Raw genomic sequence first — 26,227 nt, 5'->3', positions numbered from 1 at the left:
CGGCGTGCCTAAACTTCGGTTTAGGGTCCCCGACATCCGGTTTTCGAGAGGTGGCGTCATGGCTGTGACCGAGGCTGTCCGGCCGAGACTGGCGACGCGCCTGCGCACGGGGTCGGCCCTGCTCGGGCCGGCGTTCGTCGCCGCCATCGCCTACGTCGACCCCGGCAACGTCGCCTCCAACATCAGCGCCGGCGCCCGCTACGGCTACCTGCTGGTCTGGGTGATCGTCGCGGCGAACCTGATGGCGGTGCTGGTGCAGTACCTGTCGGCGAAGCTGGGCCTGGTCAGCGGGATGTCGCTGCCGGAGGCCCTGCGCGGCCGCCTGTCCCGCCCGGCGCGGCTGGCCTACTGGGCGCAGGCGGAGGTCGTCGCCATCGCGACCGACCTGGCCGAGGTGGTCGGCGGCGCGATCGCCCTCAACCTGCTGTTCGACCTCCCGCTCATCGTCGGCGGCGTGATCACGGGGGCGGTGTCGCTGACGCTGCTGGCGGTCCAGGACCGCGGCGGCCAGCGGACGTTCGAGCGGGTGGTCACCGGCCTGCTGCTGGTGATCGCGGTGGGCTTCCTGGCGAGCTTGTTCGTCGAGCCGCCGTCGGCCGCATCGACGTTGGGCGGTCTCGTCCCGCGGTTCGACGGCGCGGGCAGCGTGCTGATCGCGGCGGCGATGCTCGGCGCGACGGTGATGCCGCACGCGGTCTACCTGCATTCCGGCCTGGCTCGCGACCGCCACGGTCGTCCCGAAGGTCTGCAGCGACGTCGCCTGCTGCGCCTGACGCGGGTCGACGTCGGCCTGGCGATGCTGCTGGCGGGCGCGGTGAACCTGGGCATGCTCCTCCTGGCGGCGACGAACCTCCAGGGCCAGGAAGGCGTGGACAGCATCGAGGGCGCGCACGGCGCGGTGGCGTCGGCGCTCGGCCCCGGCATCGCGCTGATGTTCGCGATCGGCCTGCTGGCCTCGGGCCTGGCCTCGGCGTCGGTGGGCGCGTACGCGGGCGCGATGATCATGCAGGGGCTGCTGCACAAGCGGATCCCGCTGGTGCTGCGCCGCCTGGTGACGCTGACGCCGGCGATCGTGGTGCTGGCACTGGGCGCCGACCCGAGCGCGGCGCTGGTGGTGTCGCAGGTGGTGCTGTCGTTCGGGATCCCGTTCGCGCTGGTGCCGTTGATCCGGCTGACAGCGGACCGGTCGCTGATGGGCGAGGACACGAACCGCCGCCTGACGACGGTGCTGGCCTCGGTGATCGCGGCGGTGATCATCGCGCTCAACCTGGTGCTCATTTACCTCACCTTCGCCGGCTGACGTCGCTTCTTCACGGGCGAGAACCCCGCCGGGTCACGAATTCCGCGGAACCTGCAGCGCCCCGCGACGGTCCGACTAGCATCTGCGCGACCGCCGCCCGAAGGAGCACCGTGACCGACGAACAGACCCGGCCCTATCCGCCGCAGGCGCCTGCCATGCCTGGTCAGCGGGTTGTCGCCGGCCGCTACCTCCTGCTCGGCGAACTCGGCCGCGGGGGGATGGGCGTCGTGTGGCGGGCGCAGGACCAGGTCATCGGGCGGCAGGTCGCCGTCAAGGAACTGCGGCTGCCCGATGCCGAGTCCGCCGCCGTCTTCTCCGAACGCGCCCTCCGCGAGGTCCGCACCGGTGGGCGGCTCAACGACCCCGCGATCGTCACCGTCTACGACGTCGTCACCGACGGCGGGACCACCTTCATCGTCATGGAGCTCGTCGAGGCGCCCAGCCTCGCCGACCTCGTGCGGCAGCGGGGCCCGATGCCCGCCGCGCAGGCCGCGCAGCTGGGGGAGCGGGTGCTCGCCGCGCTGCAGGCCGCCCATGCCGCCGGGATCGTGCACCGGGACGTCAAGCCCGCGAACATCCTCGTCGCGCCGGACGGCCGCGTGAAGCTCACCGACTTCGGCATCGCCCACGCCGTCGACGACCCGCGGCTGACCACCAGCGGCATGATCGTCGGCTCGCCCGCCTTCATGGCGCCGGAACGCGTCGAGGGCCGGGAAGCCATGCCCGCGTCCGACCTGTGGTCCCTCGGCGCGACGCTGTTCTTCGCCGTCGAAGGCGCCATCCCGTTCGAGCGGGCGACCACCGCCGCGACGCTGCACGCGATCATGACCGAGATCCCGTACCTCACCCGCGGCCAGGGCCCGCTCGCCGCGGCGATCCTCGGCCTGCTCGTCGCCAACCCCGACGCGCGGCTCACCGCCGCCCAGGCGCAGAACCTGCTGACCACGGCGCAGGGCACGCGGCCCACCCCGCCCCACGGCACCGCGATGCTCGGCGCCCCCGCGCCGCAGCCGCCCGCGAAGAAGTCCCACCGCGCGCTCTGGCTCACGGCCGCCGCGGTGCTCGTTGTGGCCGCCCTGGTCGGCGGCTTCTTCGCCGGCAAGGCCTTCGAGACCCCCACGGCGGACGCCCAGAAGCTGCCGACCATGACGTTCGGCCTCGGCGGGCAGATGGGCGTGGACGCCAGTTCCAGCTACCTCTGCTACAACGCCCCGGTCCAGGACGGCGGCGTCATCAGCGACGAGAACAGCGGCGACTGCAAGAAGAGCCACACCGTCGAGATCTACGACGCCGGGGAGGTCATCGGCGTCACGAGCTGGTCCGACAGCGATGCGGCGCTCGCCGCCTACCCGGGCCTGGCCGCCGTCACCGCGGTCGCCGAAGCCCGCTGCGCGGCCTCGTTCCGCTCGTCGATCGTCCCGGAGACCCAGCGCGAGGGTCTCAAGTACCGGGCGCTCGTGCCGACCCAGGGCCAGTGGCAGAGCCAGCCCGACAAGCCGAGCGACGACCCGGCACGCGAGTTCTACTGCATCCTCACCAAGGCCGACGGCGGGCCCATCTCCGCGCCGATCGTGACCAAGGTCAAGTAGAAGTTCCGCGACGAGCGGCCGGGTCCGGGAAAATCTCCTGGTGACCAGGTCGGCGCGGTTTTCGCCGGACCGGCGAGGTACCGTTCTCCCCATGTCCAACCCACCTACCGCAGCGCCCGGACGGCCGTTCGGGCGCGTGCTCACCGCGATGGCCACCCCGTTCGACGCCGACGGCGCGCTGGACCTGAAGCGGGCGCAGGAGCTGGCCGAGCACCTCGTGGAGCTGGGGAACGACGGCCTCGTGGTCAACGGCACCACCGGCGAGAGCCCGACCACGAGCGACGCGGAGAAGCAGCAGCTCGTCCGCGCTGTCGTCGAGGCCGTTGGCGACCGCGCGACCGTCGTGGCCGGCGCGGGCACCAACAACACCGCGCACAGCATCGAGCAGGCCAAGCAGGCCGAAGAGGCGGGGGCGCACGGCCTGCTGGTCGTCACCCCGTACTACTCGCGGCCCAGCCAGGCCGGGCTGTACGCGCACTTCACCACCGTCGCCGACAGCACCGGCCTGCCCGTGCTGCTCTACGACATCCCGCCGCGCTCGGTCGTCCCGATCGAGGTCGACACGCTGCTGCGGCTGGCCGAGCACCCGCGGATCGTCGCGGTCAAGGACGCCAAGGGCGACCTCATCGCCGGCTCCGAGGTCATCGCCAACACCCACCTCGCCTACTACTCCGGCGACGACGGCCTGAACCTGCCGTGGATCTCCGTCGGCGGCGTCGGCGTGGTGAGTGTGATCGGTCACGTCGTCGCGGGCCGGATCCGCGCCATGATCGACGCCTACGAGAACGGCGACACCTCCACCGCGCGCACCAACCACCGCGCCATGCTTCCCGTGCTCCGCGCGATGTCGCGGGTCGGCGGGGTCGCCTTCAGCAAGGCGGCGCTGCGGCTGCGCGGCTTCGACATCGGCGACCCGCGGCTGCCGATCGTCGCGCCGACCCCCGAGCAGACGGCCCTGATCGCCGCTGATCTTGCCCAGGGCGGCGTGCCGCTGGGCGACACGGCGGCCCAGGACTGGCATGGTGAGCGGGTGGCACAAGCAGATTCGCGAGCGGCCTACGTGGCGCCGACCTCGCACACCAGCGTTGGGACCCTGCCTCGGTGAGCTCACTTCCCCCAGGTCCAGGCCCCACCAACGCCCCGCCCGCACTGCCCGAGGGAGCCCTGCGCGTGGTCGCGCTGGGCGGCATCGGCGAGGTCGGGCGCAACATGACCGTCTTCGAGTACGGCGGCCGGCTGCTCATCGTCGACTGCGGGGTGCTCTTCCCCGAGGACGACCAGCCCGGCGTCGACCTGATCCTGCCCGACTTCCGCGCGATCGAGGACCGCCTCGACGACATCGACGGCCTGGTGCTCACCCACGGGCACGAAGACCACATCGGTGCCGTCCCGTTCCTCCTGCGCCTGCGGCCGGACCTGCCGATCTACGGCTCGAAGTTCACCAACGCCCTGCTCGCGGCCAAGGCCAAGGAGCACCGGCAGCGGCCGAACCTGATCCAGGTCCGCGAGGGCGAGCGCCGCGACGTCGGCGTCTTCAACCTCGAGTTCTTCGCGGTCAACCACTCGATCCCGGACGCCCTCGCGGTCGCGATCCGCACCCCGGCGGGCGTGGTCCTGCACACCGGCGACATCAAGCTCGACCAGCTCCCGCTCGACGGGCGCCTCACCGACCTGGCCGGCTTCTCCCGGCTCGGCGACGAGGGCGTCGACCTGTTCTGCGTCGACTCGACCAACGCCGAGGTGCCCGGGTTCGTCATGCCCGAGCGTGACATCGGCCCGGTGCTCGACGACGTCGTCCGCAAGGTCGACCAGCGTGTCATCGTGGCCTGCTTCGCCAGCCACGTGCACCGCGTCCAGCAGGTCCTCGACGCCGCCGAGCGGCACGGCCGCCGGATCGCCTTCGTCGGCCGGTCGATGGTCCGCAACATGGGGATCGCGGCCGAGCTGGGCCTGCTGAACGTCCCGGACGGCCTGCTCGTCGACCTCGACCAGGCGAGCAACCTGCCGGAGAGCAAGGTCCTGTTCGTCTCCACGGGTTCGCAGGGCGAGCCGCTCTCGGCGCTGTCGCGGATGGCGCGCGGCGAGCACCGGCAGATCTCGATCCGCGCGGGCGACACCGTCGTGCTGGCCAGCTCGATGATCCCGGGCAACGAGACGGCGGTGTTCGGCGTGGTCAACGGCCTGACCCGGCTCGGCGCGAACGTCGTCCACCAGGGCAACGCCAAGGTCCACGTGTCCGGCCACGCGTCGGCGGGGGAACTGCTCTACCTGTACAACGCGGTGCGCCCGAGCAACGTGATGCCGGTGCACGGCGAGTGGAAGCACCTGCGCGCCAACGGCGAGCTGGCGATCCGCACCGGCGTGGCGCCGGAGAACGTGGTCATCGCCGAGGACGGCGTGGTCGTCGACCTGGTCGACGGCAAGGCATCCCGCACCGGCCGCGTCGAGGTGGGGCACGTGTACGTCGACGGCCTGTCGGTCGGCGACGTCGGCGAGTCGACGCTGTCGGACCGGCTGGTCCTCGGCGAGGGCGGGTTCATCTCGATCAGCGTCGCGGTGGACTCCAGCACCGGCCGCGCGGTCAGCAGCCCCACGGTGTCCGGCCGCGGCTTCTCCGACGACCCGAAGGCGCTCGCCGCCGTCGTGCCGCTGGTGGAGATGGAGCTGGCGCGCACGGAGGCCGAGGGCATCACCGACACCCACCGGATCGCCCAGGCGGTCCGCCGGGTGGTGGGCCGCTGGGTGGCCGACACCTACCGCCGCCGCCCGATGATCGTCCCGACGGTCATCCCGGTCTAGCTCGTCCCGAACGCCCCAATGTGGCGTTGGTTGCGTCCAACGCACCGAACGCCACATTGGGTGCGCTGGACGCACCGAACGCCACATTGGGGCGCTTGGCGAGCAGCAGCGCGAAGGCCACGGTGACGGTCTGCCGCAGCAGTGCGTGGCGCGCCCTGCGCTGTTCCCCTCGGGTCGGCTTCACGGGGCCCAGTTTTTCGCCGTCCGCGGCAGGGGACATCCCGCCCGGGGCGGAGCCGGGTCCCTCCCGGGGATGAGTCGGCCCGCCTGTTAGGCCGTCCGGCCCACGAGCCGCCGCTTTGCCGCGGGATAACCTTGATCCCCACCCGCCTCGCGCAGAGAGGCCGCGCCGATGGGACGTCATTCGGACGGCAGACGACGCCGGCTGCTCGTGCCCGCCCTCGCGACCGTCCTCGTGCTCGTCGCCGGCGCCGCCGCGTGGGCGACCGTGAAGACCGTGCGTGCCCGGCCCACCTGCGAGCAGCCCGCCAAGGTCCTCGTCACCGCGTCGGCGGACATCGCGCCCGCGTTGTCGCTCGTCGCGCGCGGGCTCGGCCTGCAGTGCGGCAGCGTCGAAATCCAGACGCGGGAAGCCACGCAGGCCGCCGAGCGGCTCGCCCTGTCGGACGGCAGCCCGCGGCCGCAGGTCTGGGTGCCGGACTCCACGCTCGCCCTGCGCCGCGCGCACCAGCTCGGTGCCGACGATGTCCCGGAAACCGGGGCGTCGGTGGCGAGCTCGCCGGTGGTGCTCGCCGTCGCCGCGGACGTCGCCAAGGGCATCGGCTGGCCCGACCGGGCGCCCACGTGGGCCGAGGTGCTGGCCGCGCCGGGCGTCGTCCCGGGGATGCCCGACCCCGCGCGTGACGCGGTCGGCGCGGTGGCGCTGCTCGGCTTGCGGGACAGCGTCAAGGCAGCGCCCGAGCCGTCGGCCGCGTACGTGGCGACGCTGCGGCGTTTCTCGGCCAACACGCTCGGCGCCGAGACGGACCTGATGGCGCGGCTGCCGGGGTCGAGCGACGGCGGCGGCACGGCCGCGGTGACGGCGTTCCCGGCGTCGGAGAACTCGTTGCTGCGCCACAACATCGAGGACGCGAAGTCGCCGCTCGTCGCCGTCTACTCGACGGCCGTGCCCACTTTGGACTACCCGTTCGCGGAGCTGGGCGGGATCACACCGCAGCAGCGCCCGATCGTCGACGCGCTGCGCGACGCGGTGCTCGGCGACGCGGGCGCCGACGCGATCTCGAAGACCGGCCTGCGCGCGGCGGGCGGCCAGGCGCTGCGCGAGCACACCGACGACCCGAGGGTGTCGCCGCAGGGCATCCGGGCCGCGAACCTCCCGCCCGCGGCCGCCGTCGACGAGCTGCTCAACCAGTGGGCGGGGATCAACCTGAGCGCGCGGGTGCAGGTGCTGATCGACGTGTCGGGCTCGATGAACGCGCAGGTCCCCGGCACCGGCCTGGACCGCATGCAGGTGACGATGCAGGCGGCGGCGAAGGCGATGCACCTGTTCAAGCCGGCGACCCAGCTGCGGATGCTGGCGTTTTCGACGCGGCTGGACGGCGACAAGGACTACCGCGAGCTGCTGCCGATGGCCCCGGTCGCCCAGCACCTGGCGACGGGCGCCCTGGACAAGCTGGCCCGGGTGCGGGCCACCGCGGACGGCGGCACGGGACTGTACGACAGCGTCCTGGACACCTACCGCACGGCCCGCCGCGAGTGGGAGCCCGGCCGGTTGAACCTGGTGATCGTGATGACGGACGGCCGCAACGAGGACCCGCGCGGCATCTCCCGCCCGGAGGTGCTGGCCGAGCTGGCGAAGCTGCAGGACCCCCGCCGCCCGATCCCGCTGATCGGCGTGGGCATCGGCCCGGACGCGGACCAGGCGGAGCTGACCCAGCTGACGTCGGCGACCGGCGGCCAGACCTTCGTGGCCCCGGACCCGGCGAAGATCACGGACGTGTTTTTCGGGGCCCTGTCCCGGATCGCCGGCGGCTGAGTTCCCGTATCCGCCGTGATCAGGGCCGTATCCCACGTGATTGGGGCCGGAACTCGCGAGATCCGGGTTCAATCACGCGAGTTCCGGGTTCAATCACGCGAAACACGTGAGGAATCACGGGAGGTGCGCCGGCGGATGAGGGCGTAGACGCCCAGGATCACGGCCAGGCTGACCAGGCTGAGGTACAGCTGCGCCCGCGCGTCGGAGTCCACGAACAACATCGACGCCACCACCACGAGCGTCAGGACCAGCGTCACCCAGCTCAGCCACGGGTAGCCCCACATCCGCAGCTTCAGCTTCTCCGGCTCCGTCGCCTCCAGGCGCCGCCGCATGCGGAGCTGGGAGCCGCAGATGATCGCGTACACGAACAGGGCCACCGCGCCCGCCGAATTGATGATGAAGGAGAAGATCTTGTCCGGGGAGACGTAGCTCATCACCACCGCCACGTACCCGACCGACGTCGACGCCAGGATCGCCTTCCAGGGGACGCCGCGCGCGTTCGTGTCCGCGATCCACGCCGGGGCCCAGCCGTGGCGGCGCAGGGCGAACAGCATGCGGGATGCCGTGTACAGCCCCGAATTCAGCACCGACAGCGCCGCCGTGAGCACCACCGCCGACACGATCGTCGACGCCGCCGGGACGCCGAAGCGGCCGAACGCCGCCGCGAAGGGGCTCGTCTCGCTCGGGATGTCGCGCCACGGCGTGATCATCACCAGCAGCGCCACCGAGCCGACGTAGAACACGATGACCCGCCAGACGATCGTCGACGTCGCCTTGCGGACCGCCGTCTCCGGCTGGTCGGACTCCGCCGCCGCGATCGTGACGATCTCCGCGCCGAAGTACGAGAAGATCACGATGACCACGCCGTGCACCACCGAAAACGGCCCGTTCGCGACGAAGCCGTCGAGGCCGATGTTGCCGACCGAAAAGTGCGCGTCCGGCCAGAGCCCGAGCACGAACAGCGTGCCCAGCACGAGGAACACCACGATGGTGGCGACCTTGATCGACGCCAGCCAGAACTCCGTCTCGCCGAAGGACCGCGCCGACGCCAGGTTCGTCGCCGTCAGCAGCAGCATCAGGGCCAGCGAGAACACCCACTGCGGCACGTCGGGAATCCAGGCCTGCAGGATCTTCGCGCCCGCGACCGCCTCGAACGCGACCACGCCGACCCAGAAGTACCAGTACAGCCAGCCGATGGTGAAGCCCGCCCAGCCGCCGAGCGAGTCGCGCGCGTACTCCATGAACGAACCCAGCGCGGGCGCCGCGGTCGCCATCTCGCCGAGCATCCGCATCACCAGCACGACGAGCAGCCCGCCGATGGCGTAGGACAGCACCGCGGCCGGGCCGACGGTGTGGATCACCGCGCCGCTGCCGATGAACAGGCTCGCGCCGATGATGCCGCCGAGGGCGATCATCCGGACGTGCCGCTGCCGCAACTCGGGCCGCAGCCCGGACTTCGTCGCCAAGGTGCTTCCTCCCCGGGTGGACGTCGATCGCGGAAATTCTCCACCCGCGCGACGGCCGACGCAGAAGTTGCGCAACCTCAGGTGGTGAGGATCTCCGAGTTCCGCTGCACGACGTACGCGCCGCCCAGCAGGATCGCCGACCCCAGCAGCTGCGGCCAGGCGAGCTGCTCGCCGAGCAGCACCCACGCCGCGACCGTCGTGATCACCGGTTCGACCAGCCCGAGCACGCTCGCCACGGACGCGGGCAGGTGCCGCAGCGCGGAAATGCCGCAGGCGTAGGCGAGGACCGTCGCCACGAGCACCAGCAGGGTCAGCAGCAGCCACACCGGCGGGTGCCAGGTCCCGAATCCGACCGGGACGCCGAGCAGCCCGGCCGGCCACGTCCACGGCGGCGCGACGAAGCTGATCGCGACCGCGCCGATCACCATGCCCCAGGTGACCAGGCCCAGCGGCTCGACGCCGGCCACCGCGCGTTCGCCGAGCAGGAAGTAGGCCGCCGAGCACAGCGCGGCGCCGAAGCCGGCGAGCAGGCCGAGCCCGTCGAGGGTGACGCCCTCCCAGACCTGGGCGACGAGCGCGAGGCCGATCATGGCCAGCGTGATGCCGCCCCAGACCGCCCGCGGCAGCCGGTGCCGCCGCACGAACCGCACCCACAGCGCGATGAGCACGGGCGAGACGAACTCCAGCAGGATGGCGATCCCGACCGGGATCCGGCCCGCGGCGACGAAGTAGAGCAGCTGCACGCCGGCCACGCCGAGCAGGCCGTAGCCGGCCAGCACGGGCAGGTCCGCCCGGCGCACCCGCAGCTTCCGCGGCGCCACCACGGCGACGACGGCGAGCAGCACGAGCCCGGCCAGCGCGATCCGCGCGGCGGCCACCTGCTGCGGGGTGATGCCGGCCGACATCGTGGCCTTGCCGAGGGTGCCGGAGGTGCTGAAGAACAGCGCGGCGAGCAGGACGTAGGAGGTGCCGCGGCCGCGGTGGGCCACCCGGGGTGGCGCGACGACGGGCAGTTCGGTGGTCACGGTCGGACTGTAGGCGATCTCGACGTCACCGCCGAAGTGGTTTTCCCGGTTATCCGGCCTGGCCGATGCCGCCCGTTTCGTTACGTTCGGCCCGCAACCGGGCACGGTGGCGGGCGTCTTCCGAAATGCCCTGAAACCTTGCGAACGATCCGGAGGGAAAACAATGCGAAGATCCACTGCCGCCGCAGGTGTGGCCGCCGGTTGCGTGCTGTTGTTGCCGGCCGTGGCTTCGGCCGGCGCGCCGCAGCCGGGCAATCCGACGTCGATGAAGGTCACGGTGTCGGGAACCACCGTGACCGTCACAGGTACGTGTCCCACTGAAGGCGTCGAGGCCGAAGCGAGTTACGACATTTACCGCGGCCAGATGCCGAAGCAACTGGGTTTGATGACCAAGAAGGGGAAGGTGTACACCCGCACGTTCACCAATGTGGCGCCCGATTACTGGCAGGCCATCATGGTTTGCCTCGACGGCAGCAATGGCCACGCCATCCGGCGCTTCAGGGTCGGGGTACCCCCGATTCCGGGGTGGGACGACGCGGCGGGGGTCGCCGGGTCGACGCCGACCAAGCCGGCACCGAAACCCACCAAGCCGAAGCCGAAGCCCGCGCCGCAGGTCGTGGTGAAGCCGCAGGGTGCGCCGCAGACCGGCGGTGGGCCGGCCGACGACGACTCCGCCGTCCCGGCGCTCGTCGCGGGTGGCGCGCTCCTGCTCGTCGGCGCGGGTGGCGCCGTGGTCCTGCGCCGCCGGGCGGCGGCCAGGCGCTGAACCGATGTCCGGGTGCCACTCCAGGGTGGCACCCCCGGTCACCCGGCGCGTTTCAGCCCGGTGGCGACGTGCGTGGTGATGGTGGCCAGGCGCCGGCCCTGCAGGCGCAGGGCGTCGAGGGCGACGTCGTCCGGGGCCGCCGACTTGCGGGAGACGAACGAGCCGCCGTACGGGTTGCCGGACTCCTTCAGGTGCGGGTCGGTGTAGCCGAGCGGGACCACGATCGCGCCCCAGTGGTAGAAGATGTTGTTGATCGCCAGCAGGGTCGACTCGAGGCCGCCGTGCGCGGTGGACGCCGTCGTGAACGACGTGGCGACCTTGTCGGCCAGCTTTCCCTGTGCCCACAAGCCACCTGTGCTGTCCAAAAAGGACTTCAGCTGGGCGGCCGGCCCGCCGAACCGGGTCGGGCTGCCGGCGGCGAGCCCGTCGGCCCATTCGAGGTCGCCGAGCGTGACGAGCTCGTGGTGCGGCCCGGAGTCCACCCAGGCCTGCCAGCGCGGGTTCCGCGCGATGGCGTCGGCGGGCACGGTCTCCGGCACGGTCCGCACCCGCACGTCGGCACCGGTCTCCCGCGCACCGGCGGCGAGGGATTCGGCGAGGGCGGCGGTGTTCCCGGTCGAGCTGTAGTAGACGACGAGTATCCGTGTGCTCACGTCCGCCGACTCTAGGCGTGCCGCCCGAGGTGTCTCAGAGGCTGGACTTCGGCTTCCACGGGCTGACCGTGTCGGTCGGCCGCGTCGGGTCGTGGAACCGGGGCCGGTCGAGCTCGTCGCGGCGCAGCGGCACGAGACCGTCGGTGATCGCCTGCATGATCTTCGCGTGCGCGCGCACCCCGGCGCCCGGCCGCTCCGGCTCGATCTCCGACAGGTCCACCGGGTCGCCGAAGTGCACGCGGAACCGCGGGCGGCGCAGCGGCGCGCTCAGCCCCGACCGGGCCAGCGGGACCAGGTCCGCCGGGCCGTTGACCGTCTCGGTGCCCCAGTACACGGCCTCGTGCGCGCCCCACTGGCTGATCGGGATCACCGGCACGCCCGCCGCGAGCGCCAGCCGCGCCGCGCCCGTCTTGCCGCGCTCGGGCCACAGGCCCGGGTCGTGGCTGATGCGGCCCTCCGGGTAGACGATGATCGGCTCGCGCGTGGTCTTCATGGCCTCGACGGCCTCGGCGAACTGCCCGACGGCGGTCCCGGCGTGCTTGCGGTCGACCCGCAGGTGCCCGCTGACCCGCAGCGCCGGCCCGATGACGGGCGCGTCGAGGATGCCGCCGGCCAGCATGAACCGCGGGTTGATGCCGATCCGCTTGCACGCCGCCATCAGCACGAACGCGTCGAACACGCCGATGTGGTTCGCGGCCATCAGCAGCGGCTTGCCCCGCAGCTGCGCGGGCACCCGGCCGGTGACCGTCAGCCGTCCGACGAGGTTCACCAGCCCGCGGTCGATGTTGAGCATGGTCCGCCAGATGGCGGGCGCCCGGCGAGCGGTGTTGTCGGAGTTCAGCGCGACCATGGGCAGAGCATGGCAGACGCCGATTTCACCCGTTTGCGCACTGGCCGGATCGGTTCACCCGGATGGCCGCTCAACCGCCGGTGTGAGGCAGAAGTTCACCGTGGGCCGAGAGTGGCGCACGAGGCGATCGGCGACGGCCGGTTACCGTTGAGGGCATGGCTGGGTCGGCGACGAGGAAGAGAAGCACGGGAAGCGGCGCGAAGGGGGCGGCGGCGCGTAAGCCGCGCACACCCGCGAAGTCACGTCCGGCCGCTCGCAAGCCCGCGCCCCGCGCTCGCCGCAAGACGCCGGGGATCTTCGGGAAGGGCGTCCGGGGCACCTGGAACCTGCTGGCCAAGGGCCTGGGCACGCTGGCCAGGACGGTCGGCCGCACCCGCGAGCTCGAGCCGGAACACCGCCGCGACGGCCTCGCGCTGGGCCTGATCGGCCTGGGCATCGTCGCGGCCGTCGGCGTCTGGTGGCGGGCGGCCGGGCCGATCGGCACCGGTGTGGAGATCGCCACCCGGACCGTCCTCGGCGCCGGGGCCGTCACGCTCCCGCTGGTGCTCGTCGTCGTCGCCGTCGCGCTGATGCGGTCCGAGCCACACCCGGAGACGCGGCCGCGGATGGTCGTCGGCACGATCATGGTCGTCCTGTCGGTGCTCGGGATGCTGCACATCTTCACCGCGCTGCCGGAGACCAACGACGGCCGGATGTACGCCGGCGGCATCGTCGGCGCCTTCTCCGGCGGCCTGCTCACCATGGGCGTCACCACCTGGGTCGCGGTGCCGCTGCTCATCCTCGCGCTGTTCTTCGGCGTGCTCGTGTTCACCGGCACGCCGGTCCGCGAGATCCCGAACCGGTTGCGGAACTGGGGCCTCGACGAGGAGGAGATCGCCGAGGCCGAGGCGCAGCGGTCGGGCTTCGCGACCGACGAGGAGAAGGTCACCGACGCCGACCCGAAGGCCGCGCGGCTGCGCAAGCCGTCCCGGCGCCGCCAGGCCAGCGAAGCCGCGCCCGAGCAGCTGGACATCGACGCGATGCTGGCCGAGGCGCCGACGCCGATCAAGCCGCCCAAGCCCAAGCCGGCGCCCGAGGTCGTCGAGAAGAAGCCGAAGAAGGCCGTCGAACCGCCGCTCGCCGTCACCCGGACGGTCGAGGGCGACTACCAGCTCCCGCCGCCCGACCTGCTGAAGCTCGGCGACGCGCCGAAGTCCCGCAGCAAGGCCAACGACGCCATGATCGAGGCGATCACCGGCGTGCTGGAGCAGTTCAACGTCGACGCGCAGGTCACCGGCTTCACCCGCGGCCCGACGGTCACCCGCTACGAGGTCGAGCTCGGCCCGGGCGTGAAGGTCGAGAAGATCACCGCGCTGACCAAGAACATCGCCTACGCGGTGGCGACCGACAACGTCCGGCTGCTGGCGCCGATCCCCGGCAAGTCCGCGGTCGGCATCGAGGTGCCCAACTCCGACCGCGAGATGGTCCGCCTGGGCGACGTCCTGCGCGCGCCGTCGACGGTCAAGGACAACCACCCGATGGTGATCGGCCTCGGCAAGGACATCGAGGGCCACTTCGTCACCGCGAACCTGACGAAGATGCCGCACCTGCTGGTCGCGGGTTCGACCGGGTCCGGTAAGTCGAGCTTCGTCAACTCGATGCTGGTGTCGCTGCTCGCGCGCTCGACGCCGGACGAGTGCCGGATGATCCTGATCGACCCGAAGATGGTCGAGCTGACGCCGTACGAGGGCATCCCGCACCTGATCACGCCCATCATCACCCAGCCGAAGAAGGCGGCCGCCGCGCTGGCCTGGCTGGTGGAGGAGATGGAGCAGCGCTACCAGGACATGCAGGTCAACAAGGTCCGGCACATCGACGACTACAACAAGAAGGTGCGCTCGGGCGAGATCACCGCGCCGCCGGGCTCGGAGCGCGAGTACCGGCCGTACCCGTACATCATGGCGATCGTCGACGAGCTCGCCGACCTGATGATGACCGCCCCCCGCGACGTCGAGGACGCGATCGTCCGCATCACCCAGAAGGCCCGCGCGGCGGGCATCCACCTGGTCCTGGCGACGCAGCGGCCGTCGGTCGACGTCGTGACCGGCCTGATCAAGACCAACGTGCCCTCGCGGCTGGCGTTCGCGACGTCGTCGCTGACCGACTCCCGGGTCATCCTGGACCAGCCGGGCGCCGAGAAGCTGATCGGCATGGGCGACGCGCTGTACCTGCCGATGGGTGCGGGCAAGCCGGTCCGCATCCAGGGCGCGTTCGTCGGCGACGAAGAGATCGCGGCGGTCGTCAACTACGCGAAGGAGCAGGCGCAGCCGGAGTACCAGGACGGCGTGACGGCGGCCAAGGCGGGCGAGAAGAAGGAGATCGACCCGGACATCGGCGACGACCTCGACGTCCTGCTGCAGGCGGCGGAGCTGATCGTGACGTCCCAGTTCGGCTCGACGTCGATGCTGCAGCGGAAGCTGCGGGTCGGGTTCGCCAAGGCGGGCCGGCTGATGGACCTGCTGGAGAGCCGGGGCGTGGTGGGCCCGTCGGAGGGCTCGAAGGCCCGCGACGTGCTGATCAAGCCGGAGGAACTGGAGTCGGTCCTGTTCATGATCCGCGGCGGCGGCCCGGTGGACGCCGACGCGGGCGACGAGGACGAATAGCAGGCAGACCCCTGGTTGGTGCTTCGAGCCGTTCTGTGCGGTTTACTGGTACGGAACGGCTCGAAGCGTCGCCAGGGAGGTGGTCAGGGTGCTGCGCAGCTTCCGGCTGGGCAATCACCGCTCGTTCCGGGACGAGCAGGAGCTGCTCCTCATGCCCGCACTGCCCGGTGACGAGCGGCCGGTGGTACCGGTGGCTGCCATCTACGGGGCCAACGCCTCCGGCAAGTCGAATCTGCTGGACGGCCTCGCCTTCATGCAGATGCTGGTTCTCGGGCGGTCGATGTCCCCCGCGGCGGCGTTCGAGGTCTGCCCGTACAAGCTGGGTGCCGGGCCGATCCAGGAACAGTCGGTGTTCGTGGTGGAAATCGTCGTGGATGACGTTCCCTACACCTACGGTTTCACGCTGACCGAGCGCGCTGTGGTCGATGAATGGCTGTACGCCTATCCGGCGAAGCGCAAGCGCATCCTTTTCGAGCGGTCAGACGCCGAGTTCAAGGTCGGCGGCACGGTGGTGGACTCCAAGGCGAAGTTCGAGGTGCTGGAGGAGCTCATCAGGCCGGATCGGCTCCTGCTCAGTGCCTGCGACAACCTTTCGATCGGTCCGTTGATGCCTGTGTACCAGTGGTTCGCCCGCGGGTTGACCGTGCGGAGACTCCGCGGGCAAACTTCTCCTTCGTTCGTCGGCGACCGTGTCGGGCGGTACCTGTCGCGGAGGCCGGAGCAGGTATCCCGGCTGGTTTCCCTGCTCGGGGCTGCCGACGTCGGCGTCGTCGACCTGGTCGTCGAGGACGGCCGGGAGCTGACGGCCGACCGCCCCGGCGAGACACCACTCCGACGGGAACAGAAACTCAAGCTTCTGCACGGAACCGGACGTGAAGCTTTCCCTCTCGGAGACGAATCGTCGGGCACGCTGAACTGGCTGGCACTGCTGCCGCAGGTGCTGGACGCGGTCGACTACGGAAAGGTACTGGTCGTCGACGAGATCGACGCGAGCCTGCATCCGCTCTTGACGGCTCAGCTCGTGGGAATCTTCCAGAACCGCGAGACCAACCCGAACGAAGCCCAGCTGATCTTCACGACGCACGACACGAGTCTGCTGGGCACAATGCTCGGCGACCAGGTGCTGGAGCGAGACCAGATCTGGTTCGTGGAGAAGGACTCGGAAGGAGCGAGCCGGCTGTACCCGCTCACCGACTTCAAGCCGCGGAAGGACCAGAACACGGAGCGGCGTTATCTCAGCGGCAGCTACGGTGCCGTGCCCGTGCTGGGTGACTTCGTGGCGGCGGTCGGCCGCGAATGACGCGACGGGAGAACACCGGTCGCCGGCGAAGTGCGTTCCGGGAACCGAGATCGTGCCTCCTCGTCGTGTGCGGCGCGGAAGCGACCGAGCCTGCTTACCTGCAAGGTCTCAAACAGGCGAGGCGGAACCCGGCCGTGACGATCAAGGTGAAGGCGAAACCCGCCGATCCCGACACGGTCGTGCGGCACGCGGCCCGCCTGCGGGACGCCGCCGCGGACAGCTACGACGAGGTCTGGTGCGTCGTCGACGTGGATGAGTTCGACCTGGCGAAAGCGGTCGTCACGGCTCGACGGGCGCGGGTCAACCTGGCGATCTCGAACCCGTGCTTCGAATACTGGCTCCTGCTTCACTTCGAGGCCTGCACCGCGCCGCTGACCTGCTACTCGGACGTGGCCAAGCGGCTTCGCAAGCACGTGCCCGGATACGACAAGTCGGCGTTGGACTTCGCGGACTACGCGAGCGGCGTCGACGCGGCCGTCGAACGGGCCCTGAAGCCCGGCCACACGTTGACCACCGAACACGAGCACAATCCCGCGACCGGAGTCTGGGCTCTGGTGCAGAAGGTTCTTTGACCCGGTGCAACCCCGGCCACGGTCCCTTCCGTCCTGACCGCGTGGACCTACCGCGATTCGTAGCCGGACTGTTCGCCTTCGCCGTCGTCACGGTGGGCGCCGGGAGCTCGGTCGCCGCCGGGCTGCCCGCCGCCGGGCCGGGGGCGGGGCCGGGCCCGGGCACCGTCAGCGCCCCCGCCGGGCACGATGTCACCCTGCGGCTCGGGCAGGAGGCCGCCGTGCAGGGGAAGGACCTGACCGTGCGCTACCTGCGGGTGGTCGCCGACTCGCGGTGCCGGGCCGGGATGCAGTGCTTCTGGCAGGGGGAGGCCACCCTCGCTTTCCTGCTGAAGGAGCCCGGCCGCGGCGAGAGCACGACGGCCGAGCTGCACAGCGGCCCGCGCACCGGCCCGCGGGCGACGTCGTTCGCCGCCAGCCGGGTCGAGCTCGTCTCCGTCAGCGAGGACGGCGGGGAGGCCACCGTCCGGATCAGCTGAGCGGCGTGCCCCAGTGGTCGAGGTAGGCCACTTCGGCCAGCGGGCTGCGCGCGGCCGGCTTGAAGTCCGGCACCGTCGTGTACGCCACCGGCAGCAGCCCGGCCTGGGTGTGCCCCTCCGGGATGCCGAGGATCGCCGCGGCTTCCGCCTCCCGCGCCAGGTGGTACGTCGTCAGCGTCGAACCCAGCCCGCGCGAGCGCAGGGCCAGCTGGAAGTTCCACACCGCCGGGAAGATGCCGCCGTAGAAGGCCGCGTCGACCGCGTTGTCCCCGGCCGGGCGGCCGGCCAGGACCGGGATCACGAACACCGGGACCCGGTCGATCACCTCGAGGAGGTGCCGCCCGGACGCCAGCATCCGCGACGGCGCCGCGCTCGCCCGCTCCGCCAGGTAGGCCTCGCCGACCGCGCGGAAGAGCACGGAAAGCCGGTCCTTCACGTCCTGGTCGCGCACCACGAGCCAGCGCCACGCCTGGACGTTGCCGGGCGTCGGCGCCTGCAGCGCCAGGTCGAGGCACTCCTCGAGGACTTCGGGCTCGACCGGCCGGTCGAGGTCGAGCTTGCGGCGGACCGCGCGGGTGGTGCTGAGCAGGTGATCGATCTCCATGATCACCATTGTGGTGCCGCCCGCGCGGTCTGCCGACTCAGCCGCCGAACTTCCGGACCGCCTGGTAGTACGTCCAGGCCGCGCCCTTGCAGGCGATGTTGGACCCGCAGACGCTCTTCAGGTCCTTGTACAGGTTGTCGTCGATCTTCAGCCGGTTCGCGTCGCTGAACCGGCCCTGCTTCTTGTAGTTGCGGTAGCCGAAGTCGTGCCGGTGGCAGCCGGGCAGGAACTGGAAGCCGAACGGGGTGTCCGGCGACCAGGAACAGCCGTCCGACGACCAGTCCAGCTGGCCGGAGTAGGGCGCCTGGTTCCGGATCGTTTCGAACCCGGACAGGGACGTCGAGAAGAGGTACTGGTCGGTGACCGCCGGGATGTCGACGGCGGCCGCGGTGCCGGTGCCCAGCAGGGCTCCCGCGCCGACGGAAACGGCCACCGTGACGGTGGCCCCCAGGTTCCGCAGTGTCGTGCGCATCGATGACTTCCTTGCCGATCGGGGGACAAGTGCCTGATCAGCTTCGGGCAGCGCCGTGGCGCGCGTCACCGCCCGAAAGGAGGTTGTGGGGCGCTTTTCACCCCTGAATCCGGCCTGCTTAGGGGTTGCGTCAGAGCTCGAGCAGCATGCGGGAGTTGCCCAGGGTGTTCGGCTTGACGTACGGCAGGTCGAGGAACTCCGCGACGCCGGTGTCGTGCGAGCGCCGCATCTCCTCGTAGACCTCGTGCGACACCGGGGTGCCGTCGATCTCGACGAACCCGTGCCCGGCGAAGAAGCTCGTCTCGAAGGTCAGCACGAACAGCCGTTTGAGACCCAGCTCACGCGCCTCGTCGACCAGCCGGGCGACCAGCACCCGGCCGACACCCTGGCCGCGGACGGCCTTGTCGACCACGACCGTGCGCAGCTCGGCGATGTCCTCCCAGAGCACGTGCAGCGCGGCCGCGCCGACCACCTCGTCACCGGCTTCGGCGACCCAGAACTCCTGGACGTCCTCGTACAGCGTGACCAGGTCCTTCTCCAGCAGGACGCGGCCGGCGTCCGAGTCGACCAGGGCCTTGATCTTGCGGACGTCGGCGATCCGGGCGCGGCGGACGGTCGGGGGAAGCGAGTCGGACGGCACGATCGTCCACCCTGCCACATCGTCCGGTGCGCGTAGCGACACGACCGCTTTCGGGGGTCCGGGTGGCGAAGCCCCGGCCCGGGGCGAAGCCCCGGTTGTCACAGCCCGGGCTACGCCGTCGTCGGGTCGCCCGGGACCGGCGGCTACCCTGAGCGTTGTGCCTTCCCCTGCCACGGACCCAGCCGCCACCCGACGCGTCTCCCTGCTGACCCTGGGCTGCGCCCGCAACGAGGTCGACTCGGAGGAGCTGGCGGGCCGGCTCGCGGCCGGCGGCTGGGAGCTGGCGGCCGATCCCGAAGAGTCCGACGTCGTGGTGGTCAACACCTGCGGCTTCGTCGAATCGGCCAAAAAGGACTCCGTCGACACGCTGCTCGCCGCGTCCGACACGGGCAAGAAGGTCGTCGCCGTCGGCTGCATGGCCGAGCGCTACGGGCACGAGCTCGCCGACAGCCTCCCGGAAGCCGACGCGGTGCTGGGCTTCGACCACTACGCCGACCTCTCGGCCCGGCTCGACGACGTCGTCGCCGGCCGCAAGATCGCCTCGCACACGCCGGGCGACCGCCGCAAGCTGCTGCCGATCAGCCCGGTCGAGCGGCCCGCCGCCGCGGAGACCGTCGAGGTCCCGGGGCACGCGCAGCACGGCTGGGGCCCGCGGGTGCTGCGCACGCGCCTCGACGACTCGCCCGTGGCCGCGCTGAAGATCGCCTCCGGCTGCGACCGGCGCTGCTCGTTCTGCGCCATCCCGTCGTTCCGCGGCTCGTTCGTCTCGCGGCAGCCGGACGAGGTCGTCGCCGAGGCGATGTGGCTGGCCGAGCACGGCGTCAAGGAGCTGTTCCTGGTCAGCGAGAACTCGACGTCCTACGGCAAGGACTTCGGCCGCGACGGCGCCACCGCGCTGGAGCGGCTGCTGCCGCGGCTGGCCGAGATCGACGGCATCGAGCGCGTCCGCGTCTCCTACCTGCAGCCGGCCGAGACGCGCCCGCAGCTGGTCAAGGCCATCGCGACCACGCCGGGCGTCGCCGAGTACTTCGACCTGTCGTTCCAGCACTCCAGCGAGCAGGTGCTGCGCCGGATGCGCCGGTTCGGCTCGACCGACTCGTTCCTGGCCCTGTGCGAGCAGATCCGCGAGTACGCGCCCGAGGCCGGGATCCGGACCAACGTGATCGTCGGGTTCCCCGGCGAGACCGAGCACGACCTGAGCGAGCTCGAGCGGTTCCTGACCGGCGCGCGCCTCGACGCCGTGGGCGTCTTCGGCTACTCCGACGAGGACGGCACCGAGGCCGAGACCTTCGACGGCAAGCTCGACCCCGAGGTGGTCGCCGAGCGCGTCACCCGGATCTCGGCGCTGGTCGAGGAGCTGACCGCGCAGCGCGCCGAGGACCGGATCGGCACGTTCGTCGACGTCCTGGTGGAGCTGGACGACGACGGCGAGCTCACCGGCCGCGCCGCGCACCAGGCGCCGGAGGTCGACGGCGAGTGCGTCATCCTCGACGCGCCGGAAAAGGTGCAGGTCGGTGACTTCCTGCGCTGCGAGGTCGTCGACTCGGCGGGCGTGGACCTGATCGTCCGCGCGGTACCGGACGCCGACCGGTGAGTGCGCTTCCCAGCGACGCCGCCGACGAGGGCCTCACCCACGAAGCCCACGCCCAGGTCCCCGAGCCGACCCCGGTCCCGACGCTCAACCTCGCGAACCTCCTGACGCTGTCGCGGCTGGTCCTGGTGCCGCTGTTCGTCGTCGCGCTGTTCGTCGGCGACGGCCACGACACGACCTGGCGCGCGCTCGCGACCGGGCTGTTCGCCATCGCCTCGGCCACCGACCAGCTGGACGGCTGGGTGGCCCGCAAGTACGGCCTGATCACCGACTTCGGCAAGATCGCCGACCCGATCGCGGACAAGGCGCTCACCGGCGCCGCACTCGTCGGGCTGAGCGTGCTGGGCGAGCTCGGCTGGTGGGTCACGATCGTCATCGCGGTCCGGGAGATCGGCGTCACACTGCTGCGGTTCTGGGTGATCCGGCACGGCGTGATCCCCGCCAGCCGGGGCGGCAAGGCCAAGACGATGGCGCAGATCGCCGCGATCGTGGCGTACCTGCTGCCGCTGCCGGTGGAAGCGGACCCGGTGCGGTGGGCGCTGATGGGGCTGGCCCTGGTGCTGACCGTCGTGACCGGCGTCGACTACCTGGTGCGCGCGGTGCGGCTGCGGGCGGCCGGGCGCCGGGTCACCGGGAGCTGAGGGTGGACGAGAAGGCCCTGGTCGCGACCCTGACCGCGCGGGGCGAGACGGTCGCGGCGGCCGAGTCGCTGACCGCCGGGCTGGTCTGCGCCACCCTCGCGCGCGTGCCCGGGGCGAGCGCGGTGCTGCGCGGGGGACTGGTCGTCTACGCCACCGAGCTGAAGGCCGCACTGGCCGGCGTCTCCGCGGAGCTGCTGGCCGAGCACGGCGCCGTCCACCCCGAGGTGGCGGCCCAGCTGGCCGAGGGCGCCCGCGTCCGGTGCGGGGCCACCTGGGGCCTCGGGCTCACCGGGGTGGCCGGGCCGTCGGCGCAGGACGGCGTCCCACCGGGGACCGTGCACGTCGGGCTCATCGGGCCGGGAACACGTACAGTCCGTACGCTGGCCTTGGAAGGCGATCGTGACTTGATCAGGACCGAGTCGGTCTTGGCCGCGTTTGCCCTGCTCGGGGAACATTTGGCGTGAAACACGCGTTCGCCCTTGGCGTACGCGCACACCAACTCCTGCGCCCGGGGCGCCGCTCTGGGTAACGTAGGGGGTACTTGTTCGGAAGGGAGGCGCGTGATGACCGTGCTGTTGCGTGAGGCGATCGGTGATCGGCTCCGTCATGCCCGCACCAACCAGCGTCGTACGCTGCGCGACATCTCCCGCGCCGCCAGGGTCAGCCTCGGCTACCTCTCGGAGGTGGAGCGGGGTCAGAAAGAGGCGTCGAGCGAGCTGCTCGCGTCCATCTGCCAGGCCCTGGACCTTCCGCTCGGCGAGCTGCTGCACAACGTGGCGGCGGACGTTTCGGCCCTCGACAACGTCGAGGTCGCACCGGTCGACGAGCGGATCGTGGAGGGCGCACCCCGGGAGAAGCGGGGCGCCGAGGCCTCGGCAGCCGGCATCGAAGGCGGCCGCCTGATGTCCGAGCTGATCGGCAACGACCTCGCCGACCTGCGGGTTTCCCCGGCACCGCGGATGAACACGACGCTGCGCACGACGATCGGCCAGCCCAAGCTGGCGTCGACCATCGCTGCGTAGACCCAGCGCAGAAGTCCGACGGCCCCGGGCAACCCGCCCGGGGCCGTCGGCGTTGTCTACGGGTAGTGATCGGGGGGATCCCTGAATTCGGCCGGGTCGCCTGGAATGGACGTGGCCGACCTGACACGATGGAACCCGACGCCGGGGTTGGTGCGTTGAACAGGCAGCAGGGGAGCGACGCCCCACACCCCGAGTACCTAGGCCCGTGGGACGCAAGAAGGCAGGCGGAGGAGATGGCCAACCCGTTCGTGAAGTTCTGGAAGTACATGATGGCGGCGTTCTCGTCGAAGATCGACGAGCACGCCGACCCGAAGGTACAGATCCAGCAGGCCATCGAGGAGGCGCAGCGCAACCACCAGGCGCTGACGCAGCAGGCCGCCTCCGTGATCGGCAACCAGCGGCAGCTGGAGATGAAGCTCAACCGGCAGCTCGGCGACGTCGAGAAGCTGCAGGCCTCGACCCGGCAGGCGCTCGTCCTCGCGGACGAAGCCCGCAGCAAGGGTGACGAGCAGAAGGCCGTCGAGTTCGAGAACGCCGCGGAGAGCTTCGCGACGCAGCTCGTCACGGCCGAGCAGAACATCGAGGACCTGAAGACGCTGCACGACCAGTCGCTGCAGGCCGCGGCGCAGGCGAAGCAGGCCGTCGAGCGCAACTCGCAGATGCTGCAGCAGAAGCTGGCCGAGCGCACCAAGCTGCTCTCGCAGCTGGAGCAGGCGAAGATGCAGGAGCAGGTCTCCGCTTCGCTCAACCAGATGAGCCAGCTGGCCGCGCCGGGCAACACGCCGTCGCTGGAAGAGGTCCGCGACAAGATCGAGAAGCGCTACACCACGGCTCTCGGCCAGGCGGAGCTCGCCCAGAACTCGGTTCAGGGGCGCATGATGGAGGTCCAGGCCTCCACCACGCAGCTGGCCGGCCACTCGCGGCTCGAGCAGATCCGCGCGTCGATGCGGGGCGACTCGGTCGCGCAGGTCACCGACGGCGGCAAGACGGCCCAGCAGCCCGCGAGCAGCTCGGCCGACATCCAGCGCGAGATCCAGGCGCGCGTGCAGGCCGAGCAGGGCAAGAACCCGGCCTGACGACTCCAGAGGGGGCGAGCACCATGGCGCAGCAGGGCAGGCGGCGTGACTTCGGCGAGCTGAGCGCGAAGCTGGAGAAGCACATCGAGAAGCTGCCCGACTACGCCGTGCGCGCCCAGGAAAAGCTCCAGAAGGTGCAGAAGTACTTCCCGCCGGCCGACCAGGCCGGCGGGAAGCCCGCACGTCCCAACCCCTTGCAACGGCCGCCGGTCCGGCGGCCCGACGTCACGGCGTCGTTGTCGTCCGTGGCGAACCAGGTCCCGGCGTTCGCCGAGGCCCGGGCCAAGTGGGACCGCTGGAACCACCCGGCCGCGAAGCTCGAACGCCGCAAGCGCCGCACGTCCCGCGCCCTGACGCTGTGGATCATCCTGACGATCCTGTGCGGCGTCGTCACCGTGGCGGCCGCCCTGGGCTGGATCAGCCCGACCCACGCGGCGATGATGCCGCAGGCGATCACGTCGTTCGCCGGGGTCGTCATCTTCGGCACGTTCAGCGTCCGGTCCGGCATGAAGCTGCGCGAACTCAAGCGCACCCCGATCCCGGCGGCCCCAGCAGGCCCGCCACCGCTGCCGCCCGCCCGCTCGGCGGCCCGCGAGCCGATGGAACGGCTCGCCGAGTGCGAAGCGTCGCTGAGCGAGCTGCTGCGCCAGCTTTCGGTGCCGTCCTCGGTGGGCACGCCGCCGGTCTCGGAGGTGTCCGTCGCGGACGCCCGCCAGACGGCGACCGAGGCGGCCGCCGCCCTCCGCGGCCTGGCGGCCCGCATCCAGGCGATCGAGCGCGGCCGCGACTCGGCACCCGCCCGCGAGCAAGCAGCGCTCGACGCCGCGGTCCGCAAGCTCCGCGAGCAGCTCGACGACGGCCTCGAGGGCTACCGCGGCCTGGTCGCCGCGGCCGGCCACACGGTCGCCGCCGCCGACGACGGCCTGGTCACCTCCAAGCAGGCCCTCACCGACGCCACCGACCGCCTCGCCGGCCTCGCCATGGCCCTCCGCGAACTCTCCTGACCGTGATCCGCAGGTCGACACGCGTGATTGAAGCGACGACACGCGTGATTGAAGGGTCGACACGGCGAACCGGCCCTCTGCGCGGCGTGTCGACCTCCGGATCACGCGTGTCGACCCTCTAATCACGCGAGTCGACCCTCCAATCACGCGAGTGGAGTTGCCCCGGTGAGGCGGACACGGGGTTTTCAGGCAGCCAGGGCCTGAGGGTAGCTGGTTCGGGCTTCGGCTGGGGTGTTGTGCCCGACCGTTGAGTGCAGCCGGTTGTGGTTGTAGTAGCGCAGCCAGGTGAACACGTCCTGGCGCGCCTCGGCGCGGGTGCGCCAGATCGAGACACCGATTTCGGTCTTCAATGTGGCGAAGAAGGCTTCGGCGACGGCGTTGTCGTAGCAGGACCCCACCCGCCCGACCGACGGGCGGATCCGGTGCTCGGCGAGGGCGGCCCGGAACTGGCTGCTCGTGTATTGGACGCCGCGGTCGCTGTGAAACACCGCATCGGGCTGGACAAGACCGCGGGCGGTGGCCAGGTCGATGGCGTCGCAGACCAGGTCGGTGCGCATGTGGTCGGCCATGGCGTGACCGACGACCTCCCGGGTGTGCAGGTCGATGACGGTGGCCAGGTAGAGCCAGCCCTCGAAGGTGGGCAGGCAGGTGATGTCCCCGACCAGCCGTGTCCCGGGTTTCTCGGCGGTGAAGTCGCGGCGGATCAGGTCCTGTGCTGGGGTGACCGGGCCGGCCGCAGGCCGGGTGGTGGTGCGGCGTTTGCGGCGGGTGATCCCGGCCAGGCCGTGTGCGCGCATGAGCCGCTCGACCCGCTTGTGGTTCACCACGATCCCGCGGCGGTGCAGTTCGGCGGTGACACGGGGGACGCCGTAGGCACCCTGGTGTTCGGCATGGATCTCGGTGATCAGCCTGACCAGCTCGGCCTCGGCCTCCGCCCGGCGGATCCGGGCTGCTTCGGCGGCGACCCATTCGTGGAAGCCTTGCCGGCGCAGGCCCAGGACCTGGCACAACCGCTTGACGCCGTAGATGGCGCGGTGTTCGGAGATGAACCGGTAGCGGTAGGTCATCGATCCATCTCGCGCGCAAAATAGGCGGCCGCTTTCCGCAGGATCTCCTTCTCTTTCTGCAGCTCAGCGACCTGCTTCCGCAACCGCGTCACCTCCAGGGCCTCCGCCGGGTCTTCTGCCGGCGGCCCGGCCTCGGCGGCCTGCTTGGCGGTGTTGACCCACGCCCGCAGGGTCTCGTGGTTGACCCCTAGTTCGCGGGCGATCTGCCGCAACGGACGGTCACTCGAGTTGACCAGCTCGACCGCGTCCCGTCGGAACTGCTCCGGATATTTCGACCTGGAAGACATCAGGACATCCTCCCTCCAGACCACTGTCTGGAATCAAGGTGTCCGGCCCCACGGGGCAACTCCACGAGTTCCGGGCTCCATCACGCAGATCCGGGCTTCGCTGGGCCATTGGGATTCGAAACTCGGCCGTTCGGGTGCCGCCGTCCGGGGGTACCGGCTCGTCGTCACGCGGCGTGCGTGATCGTGCGTTTCACCGCGGCGTCGCGCCCTGTTCACCTCCCGGTGCCGAAACCCGCGCGTAATCGGAAACTGATGGCTACGGAAACGTCCGCGCCCTAACGTTTCTGTCATGCATGCCGAGGTGTCACTCGCCGGGAGGCCCGCCGTGGACTGAGGTTCGACGGCGCCGACCGTACACAGTGGACTTTCTCGACCGCCGAGGAAAGGAC

General features: G+C 71.1%; 25 protein-coding genes. 16 read left to right on the top strand and 9 right to left on the bottom strand.

Features of this window, described 5'->3' with window-relative positions; genetic code table 11:
• The first annotated feature begins 58 nt into the window (after positions 1-58).
• From BLW76_RS34795 to BLW76_RS34775, 5 genes are all read left to right on the top strand, one after another.
• Positions 59-1,300: an Nramp family divalent metal transporter gene (locus BLW76_RS34795; RefSeq protein ID WP_167384843.1), complete on the top strand. Its 1,242-nt coding sequence runs from the start codon at positions 59-61 to the stop codon at positions 1,298-1,300.
• 110 nt (positions 1,301-1,410) lie between these two features.
• Complete coding sequence (locus tag BLW76_RS34790) at positions 1,411-2,889, top strand: serine/threonine-protein kinase (RefSeq protein WP_091315562.1); 1,479 nt, start codon at positions 1,411-1,413, stop codon at positions 2,887-2,889.
• Positions 2,890-2,980: 91 nt separating this feature from the next.
• Positions 2,981-3,994: a 4-hydroxy-tetrahydrodipicolinate synthase gene (dapA, locus tag BLW76_RS34785; RefSeq protein ID WP_091315560.1), complete on the top strand. Its 1,014-nt coding sequence runs from the start codon at positions 2,981-2,983 to the stop codon at positions 3,992-3,994.
• Positions 3,991-5,688 (top strand): ribonuclease J, encoded by a 1,698-nt coding sequence (locus BLW76_RS34780; RefSeq protein ID WP_167384842.1) that lies wholly within the window; start codon positions 3,991-3,993, stop codon positions 5,686-5,688. Before dapA ends, BLW76_RS34780 begins: the two co-directional genes overlap by 4 nt.
• Before the next feature lie 352 nt (positions 5,689-6,040).
• Complete coding sequence (locus BLW76_RS34775) at positions 6,041-7,684, top strand: VWA domain-containing protein (protein ID WP_208613453.1); 1,644 nt, start codon at positions 6,041-6,043, stop codon at positions 7,682-7,684.
• 89 nt (positions 7,685-7,773) lie between these two features.
• Here the strand turns inward: BLW76_RS34775 and BLW76_RS34770 are convergent, their stop codons facing one another.
• Positions 7,774-9,150 carry an amino acid permease gene (locus BLW76_RS34770; protein ID WP_091315557.1) on the bottom strand — a complete coding sequence of 459 codons (1,377 nt, stop codon included), beginning with the start codon at positions 9,148-9,150 and terminating at the stop codon, positions 7,774-7,776.
• 77 nt (positions 9,151-9,227) lie between these two features.
• Positions 9,228-10,175 carry an EamA family transporter gene (locus BLW76_RS34765; protein WP_091315555.1) on the bottom strand — a complete coding sequence of 316 codons (948 nt, stop codon included), beginning with the start codon at positions 10,173-10,175 and terminating at the stop codon, positions 9,228-9,230.
• A gap of 205 nt (positions 10,176-10,380) precedes the next feature.
• Here BLW76_RS34765 and BLW76_RS34760 point away from each other — a divergent pair, with 205 nt between their 5' ends.
• Entirely contained in the window at positions 10,381-10,941 is a 561-nt protein-coding gene (locus tag BLW76_RS34760; protein ID WP_244170457.1) for a hypothetical protein, read from the top strand.
• 38 nt (positions 10,942-10,979) lie between these two features.
• Here the strand turns inward: BLW76_RS34760 and wrbA are convergent, their stop codons facing one another.
• Both wrbA and BLW76_RS34750 read right to left on the bottom strand, forming a co-directional pair.
• Positions 10,980-11,594 (bottom strand): NAD(P)H:quinone oxidoreductase, encoded by a 615-nt coding sequence (wrbA, locus tag BLW76_RS34755; protein WP_091315550.1) that lies wholly within the window; start codon positions 11,592-11,594, stop codon positions 10,980-10,982.
• Positions 11,595-11,628: 34 nt separating this feature from the next.
• Positions 11,629-12,444, bottom strand: a complete 816-nt coding sequence (locus BLW76_RS34750; RefSeq protein ID WP_091315547.1) for a lysophospholipid acyltransferase family protein — start codon at positions 12,442-12,444, stop codon at positions 11,629-11,631.
• Between the two features lie 155 nt (positions 12,445-12,599).
• Here BLW76_RS34750 and BLW76_RS34745 point away from each other — a divergent pair, with 155 nt between their 5' ends.
• The 4 genes from BLW76_RS34745 (at position 12,600) to BLW76_RS34730 (ending at position 17,434) form a co-directional block, all read left to right on the top strand.
• Complete coding sequence (locus BLW76_RS34745) at positions 12,600-15,086, top strand: DNA translocase FtsK (protein WP_091315545.1); 2,487 nt, start codon at positions 12,600-12,602, stop codon at positions 15,084-15,086.
• Positions 15,087-15,174: 88 nt separating this feature from the next.
• Positions 15,175-16,386 carry an AAA family ATPase gene (locus tag BLW76_RS34740; RefSeq protein ID WP_091315543.1) on the top strand — a complete coding sequence of 404 codons (1,212 nt, stop codon included), beginning with the start codon at positions 15,175-15,177 and terminating at the stop codon, positions 16,384-16,386.
• Positions 16,387-16,451: 65 nt separating this feature from the next.
• A complete protein-coding gene (locus tag BLW76_RS34735) occupies positions 16,452-16,958 on the top strand; it encodes an RloB family protein (RefSeq protein WP_091315540.1) in 507 nt (168 codons plus the stop codon).
• 41 nt (positions 16,959-16,999) lie between these two features.
• Positions 17,000-17,434 carry a hypothetical protein gene (locus BLW76_RS34730; RefSeq protein ID WP_244170456.1) on the top strand — a complete coding sequence of 145 codons (435 nt, stop codon included), beginning with the start codon at positions 17,000-17,002 and terminating at the stop codon, positions 17,432-17,434.
• On the opposite strand, the gene BLW76_RS34725 is transcribed toward BLW76_RS34730, so the two are convergent.
• From BLW76_RS34725 to BLW76_RS34715, 3 genes are all read right to left on the bottom strand, one after another.
• Positions 17,427-18,038 (bottom strand): nitroreductase family protein, encoded by a 612-nt coding sequence (locus tag BLW76_RS34725; RefSeq protein ID WP_091320235.1) that lies wholly within the window; start codon positions 18,036-18,038, stop codon positions 17,427-17,429. The genes BLW76_RS34730 and BLW76_RS34725 overlap by 8 nt on opposite strands.
• 37 nt (positions 18,039-18,075) lie before the next feature.
• On the bottom strand, positions 18,076-18,510 hold the full coding sequence (locus BLW76_RS34720) for a phospholipase (RefSeq protein WP_091315537.1): 435 nt from the start codon (positions 18,508-18,510) through the stop codon (positions 18,076-18,078).
• Positions 18,511-18,640: 130 nt separating this feature from the next.
• Positions 18,641-19,150, bottom strand: coding sequence for an amino-acid N-acetyltransferase (locus BLW76_RS34715; protein ID WP_091320233.1), 510 nt, complete (start codon positions 19,148-19,150; stop codon positions 18,641-18,643).
• A 157-nt stretch (positions 19,151-19,307) separates the two neighbouring features.
• On the opposite strand from BLW76_RS34715, the gene rimO reads away from it, so the two are divergent.
• The 6 genes from rimO to pspM all read left to right on the top strand — a co-directional run bounded on the left by rimO (position 19,308) and on the right by pspM (position 24,484).
• Positions 19,308-20,744, top strand: a complete 1,437-nt coding sequence (gene rimO, locus BLW76_RS34710) for a 30S ribosomal protein S12 methylthiotransferase RimO (RefSeq protein WP_091315534.1) — start codon at positions 19,308-19,310, stop codon at positions 20,742-20,744.
• Positions 20,741-21,382 (top strand): CDP-diacylglycerol--glycerol-3-phosphate 3-phosphatidyltransferase, encoded by a 642-nt coding sequence (pgsA, locus tag BLW76_RS34705; RefSeq protein ID WP_091315531.1) that lies wholly within the window; start codon positions 20,741-20,743, stop codon positions 21,380-21,382. The genes rimO and pgsA overlap by 4 nt, the downstream gene beginning before the upstream one ends.
• A 2-nt stretch (positions 21,383-21,384) precedes the next feature.
• On the top strand, positions 21,385-21,846 hold the full coding sequence (locus BLW76_RS34700; RefSeq protein ID WP_091315529.1) for a CinA family protein: 462 nt from the start codon (positions 21,385-21,387) through the stop codon (positions 21,844-21,846).
• A 99-nt stretch (positions 21,847-21,945) separates the two neighbouring features.
• Positions 21,946-22,404, top strand: coding sequence for a helix-turn-helix domain-containing protein (locus tag BLW76_RS34695; protein ID WP_043785204.1), 459 nt, complete (start codon positions 21,946-21,948; stop codon positions 22,402-22,404).
• Between the two features lie 233 nt (positions 22,405-22,637).
• A complete protein-coding gene (locus tag BLW76_RS34690) occupies positions 22,638-23,480 on the top strand; it encodes a PspA/IM30 family protein (protein ID WP_091315526.1) in 843 nt (280 codons plus the stop codon).
• Between the two features lie 23 nt (positions 23,481-23,503).
• On the top strand, positions 23,504-24,484 hold the full coding sequence (gene pspM / locus BLW76_RS34685) for a phage shock envelope stress response protein PspM (protein WP_091315523.1): 981 nt from the start codon (positions 23,504-23,506) through the stop codon (positions 24,482-24,484).
• A gap of 185 nt (positions 24,485-24,669) precedes the next feature.
• Here pspM and BLW76_RS34680 read toward each other — a convergent pair whose 3' ends face one another.
• Together BLW76_RS34680 and BLW76_RS34675 are read right to left on the bottom strand one after the other, a co-directional pair.
• On the bottom strand, positions 24,670-25,551 hold the full coding sequence (locus BLW76_RS34680; RefSeq protein ID WP_091315520.1) for an IS3 family transposase: 882 nt from the start codon (positions 25,549-25,551) through the stop codon (positions 24,670-24,672).
• Positions 25,548-25,838, bottom strand: coding sequence for a transposase (locus BLW76_RS34675; RefSeq protein WP_091304319.1), 291 nt, complete (start codon positions 25,836-25,838; stop codon positions 25,548-25,550). Before BLW76_RS34675 ends, BLW76_RS34680 begins: the two co-directional genes overlap by 4 nt.
• Positions 25,839-26,227: the final 389 nt, after the last annotated feature.

The sequence above is a fragment of the Amycolatopsis tolypomycina genome (assembly GCF_900105945.1).
Classification (GTDB): domain Bacteria; phylum Actinomycetota; class Actinomycetes; order Mycobacteriales; family Pseudonocardiaceae; genus Amycolatopsis; species Amycolatopsis tolypomycina.
This window is presented reverse-complemented; position numbering and strand designations above follow the sequence as displayed.